Source organism: Neisseria sp. HMSC03D10, assembly GCF_001807625.1.
Lineage (GTDB): Bacteria > Pseudomonadota > Gammaproteobacteria > Burkholderiales > Neisseriaceae > Neisseria > Neisseria mucosa.
The window spans coordinates 1-7,625 of the sequence record NZ_KV789550.1; the positions used below are offsets into that span (position 1 = coordinate 1).

General features: G+C 45.4%; 3 protein-coding genes. All 3 read right to left on the reverse strand.

What is annotated here, in order from left to right; genetic code table 11:
- Positions 1-85: 85 nt before the first annotated feature.
- The gene (locus HMPREF3066_RS07000) at positions 86-1,321 is read right to left on the reverse strand and encodes a type VI immunity family protein (RefSeq protein ID WP_070441511.1); all 1,236 of its coding nucleotides are present in this window, start codon (positions 1,319-1,321) and stop codon (positions 86-88) included.
- A gap of 555 nt (positions 1,322-1,876) precedes the next feature.
- On the reverse strand, positions 1,877-2,986 hold the full coding sequence (locus HMPREF3066_RS12330) for an SEL1-like repeat protein (protein ID WP_083286419.1): 1,110 nt from the start codon (positions 2,984-2,986) through the stop codon (positions 1,877-1,879).
- Between the two features lie 16 nt (positions 2,987-3,002).
- Positions 3,003-7,625, reverse strand: a 4,623-nt coding sequence (locus tag HMPREF3066_RS07010) for a DUF2345 domain-containing protein (protein WP_141743191.1), incomplete at its 5' end; no start/stop codon positions are given.

Sequence of the window (7,625 nt, forward strand, 5' to 3'; positions counted from 1 at the left end):
CTGCACATACGCAGCCAACAGCGTACCGCAGATCACTACTGCATCTCCCGAACCCACCTGTCGACAGATTGTTTATGGCCTGGCTTTACCATATAGATTTTCTACGCAACGGCTCGTCATGGTCTCCTTTGACAAGCTCCCAAATGGTCAGACCCATTTGGGGGCCGAGTAGCACATCTTGAGTCCGTACCCCCTCTCCTTCAGGGAAAATTTCACCTTTATTGAAATGACGGGTTTCGCCGTCAAAGCTGGTGATTTTCCATATGCCCGAAATCGGGACAGGCTCTTCCTCGACGCCAATGATTTCCTGCGGTGCTTGGGTGTAGATCTTCTTGCCGTCTTTTTCTTCCACTTCCCAACCGTCCCATCTTCTCGACCAATAATACATCTGTTCGCGGGTAATGCCGCCCATATTTTCACGGGGGTATTTTTCGCGTATCGGTTCTAAAGCGCGGTTTAGCGCAATGTAGTCCAAGGGTAAATCTTCGTGGATATCTCCGGTTTCAGGTAAATTGCCAATTTTGAAAACTTTGATACCTGCTATATCACGCATTTGAATATCGGGATGATTTGCCAAAACAGGCTCTATCCTGCCTGCCGGAAGCTGTCCGTAAAGTTCTCTGCCGATCAATGTGTACCAACTGATACTGCGGATATTGTAGTCATAGAAATCTGCCAAATAATCGGTCGTGACCGGAATCAGACCGAAATTCTCGCGACACACCCCGTATTCGTATGGCGCACCATCGTAATAGTTATGCGGTGGAATTGCTGCCAGACCGATATAGCCATGGAACACATCCAGCTTCTCTGCAATCTTGTCGACAAATTCATCTAATTTTGCCAAATCTTGGTGAGAAGACAAAATTTCCAGTGGCAGGTTAAAAAGCAGGGTGCCTAGCGGCATATGGGCTTTATTAACCAAACCTGCGGCAATAGAGGTAATGTCGAAATAATAGGATGCGCTGGTATTTGCATGCTCGCTTTGCATTCCCCACATCACCTCTGGCGGATTTTCCTCCCGATTGTCCAACCACCGGTAGATTGTATCCCGTTCTTTCAGATATGATTTTTCGGTCAGTTTGACTTTTTTTATATCCCTATGGCCTCTTTCGTGCCTAGCTATTGTCAGCTTGTCTTTCGCCCATTCGTAATAGAAATCCATCAGAGCGGTTAAGGCATCTGCGACATCATCGCGGGTATTAAAATAGATTGCGCCACGTATGCCCAGCTTCAACAGTGCAAAGCCATGTTCGTTGTGCCGTTGGGTGCGGTCGGCGGTATAACGAATAGCGGTGAGTCTCTTTTCGGTATCATTCATGGATTATCCTTTCTTGATTAAAATGAAATCTTACGTTCGGCGGCGCAACTGTTGCGGGCTTCTTCTTTGCTGGTGATAATTTCCCCATTACAACCTACTATGGTTACATGAGGACTGGCATCATACTCTTCTTTGCTTGCATCTCTGATATATGCAACTTGATCAATGGTATAAGTATTGCCTTCTACAGCTGGTATTCCTTATCTTTGTCCCATCCTATTCCATTGAGCACATTATCAGATTGAGCACACTATCAGTGATAGAGCGACTGCTTTTATAATTGCTTGTTGTATTCAATGAATAAAACAAAGGCCGTCTGAAAAGCTAAATTCAGTTTCAGACAGCCTTTAATTAGACCTTTTTTACTTTACACTAATCTGACAGACAGAGACTCTCCTTGACTGATTTGGCTTTAAGTTATCGATGCCGCATCTTGCTGTAAACGGTACGTAAGTTCCGGCTTTGAGTAACAGAAGTAGGTTATTACTTCTATCTTGTCAATAGGGTATTTTCCCTTATTCTTTCTCTGCTTATAGGCTTGAGGGTAATAATTTTCTACTCAGAAAGCTTATCCTGCCAATATTGCTTTCTTACCTCATTTTTCGGAATATTTTTGCTACCCTGTCCATAGATTTCTACCAATTTTTTGGCTGCTTTAATTTCACCGTTATTGGCCGCACGTTCGAACCATTCCACTGCTGTTATCTCGTCTTTTGGTACATACCGTCCTTCCCAATACCATGAGGCCAAAATAGTTTGTGATTTTTCTTCACCAAGTTCGGCAGCTTTTTTATAATATTCATAAGCTTTTTTCTCATTAATAGGGAAAACATTATTTTTTTCAGAATACAACACACCGGCTACAGTATAAGCATAAGGATCATTTTGAGCCAAAGCTTTTTCTAACCATTGCTTAGCTTCCTGTTTTTCGGCTTCTGTTTTGGCTATTGGGGCTAACACACCTGCCAATTCTGCCTGCCCTACTGCCATATTTAATTCAGCTGCTTTTCTCAACCAAAAAATAGCATCTTCTGTTTTACCTATTAAAGAATAAATTGTACCCAAGTTATAAATGGCCATTTGATTACCTCCATCCTCTGCAGCTCTTTTAGCAAATTCCAATGCTTTATTTATATCTATATCAACACCTTTCCCGCTAAAGTACATAGTAGATAAATTTTGATAGGCATCAATATATCCTTGATTTGCAGCCAATTGATAATATTCTGCTCCTTTTTTCCAATCTACCGACACACCAACTCCATGGCTGTAAAAAAAGCCCATATTATTATTAGCTGGAACACTTCCCTGCTCTGCAGCTTTTTGTGTCCATTCAAAGGCTTTTTTATAATCTTTATAGATGCCCCAGCCATTATAATAGAGCAAACCTAGGTCAGATTGTGCTCGGATATCTCCATTCTTTGCAGCCTGTTCCATCCAATAAAAAGCTTGCTTTAGATCTTTCGGAGCATTTAATCCATCCATATATCTAACAGCTAAGTTATATTGACTAGAAATATCTCCTTCGATAGCACATTGCTCTAAATATAAAAACGGACCCTGTGGATCGCATTGCGTATCCCTAATCGTCTGATTAGACCCACTGCAACCAACAATTAAAGATAAAATAATGACATTAAGATAGTAATTTATACTTTTAATCATTGATATCTCCTTTTAATTAAGGTTTCTTAGATGGAACCACCATATCCATACCAGTATTAATAGACTGTTTTGTAGCCTCATTTATGAGAGCCTGACTAATATCCCCAGCTCCAGTTTTACCTACTCCAAATCCTGCAGCGGTACCCAATGCATTACCTGGAACCCCTTTCAACGTCTCTGTTATTGATTTGCCTTGGCACATATAATCAGACATAGCTCCAGATCCAACGGATAATCCAGCTTGCGAACCTAATTTAGTTAACCCTGATCCTGCTGCACCAGTTACCATATCTACTCCAAACGCACAAGCATTAACTCGACCATTTTGCATAATTTGAGTTGTACCGGATACCACAGCAGAAATCCCTACACTTTTTTCAACAGCGGATAAAGAAGTCAATGCCTGTGCAGCCGAACTTTTTGATAGAACATTAACTCCTCTTGCTGCCAGTGGAATAAGTTCAGGAGCTGCTGCGGCCGTTGTTACTACTGCAGCCCCCCCTACACCCGTTACAGCTAAGGTAGCGTTTCTAGAATCTGCTAAAGTACCTTGGAATTGATGTACGTTCTTACATTTTGGATCTTTACTTAGCTGCGCCATATGTCTTCCAAAAAGTACACCTACACCTGTTGCACATTGGTTATTTCCACTTTTTTGTGCTGCTTTACGTTGTGCCTCAATATATTTCCCCTGTTCTGTATGAAATTGATTCTCTAAATTTTTTGCTGCAATATCACTAATACCAAATAACTGAAGCTCAGATAAACCAAACACATCTATCCAAGTCTGCACACTGTTTGCAAATCTATACAGGCTCTCCCCGCCTGCTAACCCAATCGGATCCTGCTGTGTAAACCGCCCAATCTCCGGATCATAGTAGCGGAAGAAGTTGTAATGCAGCCCCGTTTCTTCATCATAATGCTGATTCTGCAGACGGAAGGGTTGATGTATATCCAGTTTCAGACGACTTTCTTGGGTCAGTTTGCCCCAGCCGCTATAGTCACCGCTCCAAACAATTTTGCCTTCCCCATCGGTCATCTCTCGCGGGATGCCGATTTGATCGTTGTGGTAATACAGGATTTCTCGTGCCTTATCTGAGCCATTGTAGGTGGTGATTTGGGCAAGGGGTTCATAGTTTCGGTCTTCGGTATAAATGTAGGTGTAGGTGCGGTCTTTACGGTACTCCTGTAATAAGCGGCTGCCGTCCCACAGGTATTGGATTTCATTGCCATCTGGATGGACCTTGGCTATGCGGCGACCTATGGGGTCGTAGCGGTAGCGATATAAGACGGTGTTTTGTCCGGGGCGATGGATTTCGGCTTCGGTCAGTTGGTTATCGGCATTGTAGCGGTAATGTTGGATTTCGCCGTCATGCTGCTGTTTTTCGATCAGGTTGCCCAACGGGTCGTAGCGGTAACTGATGCCTTTGTATTGGGTAAGACGGTTACCACCGATTCTGCTTTCGTCGGTAAGGTTGTGGGCAGGGTCGTAGCGATAGTGCTCGTCCGCGCTTTGGGTAATTCTGCCCAGTGCGTCATAGGTGTAATCCCTGCTGCCGCTGGTTTGGTCTTCGGTACGGACGAGGTTGCCGGTAGTGTCGTATTGGTAACGGCGACCGATAAGGACGGCAGGGTCTGCTTTGTTGTGACCGTTCGGTTGGGCAATTTGTTGTTTCAGACGACCTAATGGGTCAAGTTGAAATTGGGTATTCAACTTGCCGATAGTCCGCTCGACTGGGCGATGCAGGGCATCACGCTCGATGTCGGCAAGGGTGGTGCCGTCGAGGTTGACGTGGTGTAAGTGCCCGCTGCCGTAATACAGGCGGTTTAAAACTTCACCTGTCGGCAGGATGGTTTGGGTGCGGTTGCCCAGTACGTCGTAACGGTGTTCGGTAATCTGTGCAGCAACATCTTTGGATTGTGAACGGCTGGTACTGGACGTAATAGGTTCATCCAAGTGGATGAGCTGTTCTTTAATCAGTCCGTTGTGATCATAGCCGAAGCGAAGCTCACTATGGGCGTTGTGTGCTTGGATCAGACGGTTAAGTTTGTCATAGCGGTAGTGGGTGCTCAGGATTTCTCCGCCGTCCAGATGACTGTCTTTCTGACGGATACGGCCGATACGGTCGCGGTGGTAGGTGATCGTCCGTATCGGGCGAGTACGCACGTCAATGTTCCCAGACGCGTATTCTTCTTCGCGTATGAGTTCGCCGGCAGGGTTGTAGGTGTAACGTGTCATTTTGCCGTCAAAGCCGGTCTCGCGGATTAGACGGTCGCGTTCATCGTATTCGAAGGTATAGCTGTCGCCGTTTTCGTTGACGAGGGTTTTCAGACGACCTGCAAGATCGTAACGGTATTGGAATGCATCACCCAGCGCGTTGTAGCGGATGGTTGGTTTGCTGTCATTGTCGTAATCGTAGGCGGTACGGTTGCCTTCGGCATCTGTCAGAACACTCAGTCGGCCAGCGTGATCGTAGCTGAAGTGTTCACTGCTGCCATCCGGATAATTAATACGCAATGGTTCTCCGTTTTGGTAATGGTAGTGTGTGGTGTGACCGGCTGCATCGGTAATACTTGCAAGTTTGCCTTCTTCGTTATAGGTATAGCGGGTTTGCTGGCCGGAACAGTCGGTTTGAGTGCTTAGGCGGCGGTGCTGATCATACTCAAATGTATAGGTATTGTTTTTAGCATCGGTAATTTGGGTAATTTGCCCATTTTCGTTGTAACGGTAACGGGTTGTATTGCCTTTGCTATCGCTTTGGGTTGCAGGTAACCCTTGTTCGTTATACTCAATCAGGGTCTTTTGATTGTGCGGGAGGGTGATCTCTACCGGTCGGCGTTCTTGGTCATAATGAATGTGCTGATTTTGTCCACCTTCTCCGCCAACAAAGGTCAGCAGCCCGCATTCGTTATAACGGTAGCGGGTTTCACGTCCCATTTCATCAGTAATTTTAATGGGACGGCCCAATGCATCGCGTTCAGTCAAAACGCTACTGCCATCTGCAAAGACTCTTTTAACGACTTCGCCATGATGGTCGTAATAAAGGTGTTCACTACGTCCTAATGCATCAGTGATTTGGGTATGCCCGTCGGCATAGGCAAAGCGCCACTCTTCACCGTTGTCGGTATAGCTGCGCAATACCCGACCTTGGGGATTGTAATGGTCGTATTGATAGTAGGTATTTAATCCGGCTGTAGTTTGGTGGCGAATCATCATGTGGCGGCGATAGCCGAAACGTCGGTGAACGAAACCTTCGGTATCTTCTACTGCGACAAGATCGCCGTTGTCGTCATAACGGTAACGGACAAGAACTTCCCGACCTTCAGGTAGATTATCGTTGTAGCTACCCATGCTGGTAAGGCGGTAAACGGGGATCTGCGTTAAAGGGCTGAGATTGTCAAATTCAAACCATATCTTCCGGCCCAGTTCGTCAATAACAGTATGAGGCAAACCGGTATCTTCATTATAAACAATACGGTAGCCATTCCCATGACGGTCGCTAACACGCGTAAGAACATAATCGCCATCACCACTGCCGATACGGTTTGTTCCATTCAGATGTAACGGAGAGAATCTCTGTCTACTATCCCCATCCAAACTGCTAATTTGATAGCTGCCATTATCGATTCGTTCGAAGATGATTTGTTCTGCTTCAAACAGAACCTGTCCTTCATCTTCCTCCAGTTCTGGCAGTTCAAATGTACGCCCTTGGTTATCGGTATAGGTAAAACGACCGTCTTTACGCTCCAATTTTGCACTCAATGTGGTACGCCAGCCGCTACCCAGCCAACTTTCTTCCAAATCAGAAAAATAGCTGCGGCTCCATACAAACGGCACCAATCCATCAAAAGCAAAATCAGTTTCATCCGGTAAAACTTTTATGCCTGAAATAGGATTGACAGGACGACCAATTAATTCGGCAATCTTGCAAGGGATACAGGTTTTATCAGTTTTTGCAAAACCATTAAAGAAAAAGCTATCAGAACCGCCCACCGGCATTGCTGGCGCTTTGACGCGAACGATTTTAGGCGATGCAAGAATGATTTCACCGTTTTTCAATTTAATGTAGCTGCCTCCACCACCGCTAATCATCACTTCGTCCTTGCCGACGATCATTACTTTGGCAGTACTGCTGGTCAGCTCAAGGTCTTTTTTTGCATCAATTTGCATCTTGTTATTTTTTGCCTGTATTTCAATCTTGCCTTGGGCTGCATGGATTTTAACGGCTTTATTTTGTGCAAATAGGTTGATGCTTTTCAGTGCATGCGCAGTAAAATTCTTGCCTGCACTGACATTGCTGTCCTGCATGCTGACCCAGTGGATATGTCCTTGCGCTGTATTCAATATGCTTTGTTTGGTACTGGCGGCCAGACCGTCGGGAGCGGAAATGACTACTCCCGATTTTTTCAGTTTCTTTAAGTTGCTGTTGATGTGGTTTGCTTGGGCAATGCTTTCTGTTGCGGTATTGCCCGCACGTTTGGCGGCAGTATCTAGTAATTTGGCAGCAACCAATGCTTTTCGCATGCGTCGTATCGCTTTGCCCATCTCCAGAACTTCGCCTTTTGCGCCTCCCTGAGCATCCGAGCTGACGAGTATGCCTTTACCTGCCCGTACGGCGCCCCAGCCGTCGGTTCTGAG

What these genes read in the sequence shown, in the direction of transcription:
- HMPREF3066_RS12330 (WP_083286419.1), bottom strand. Translation starts at nt 2,986, where the DNA reads ATGATTAAAAGTATAAATTACTATCTTAATGTCATTATTTTATCTTTA.
- HMPREF3066_RS07000 (WP_070441511.1), bottom strand. Translation starts at nt 1,321, where the DNA reads ATGAATGATACCGAAAAGAGACTCACCGCTATTCGTTATACCGCCGAC.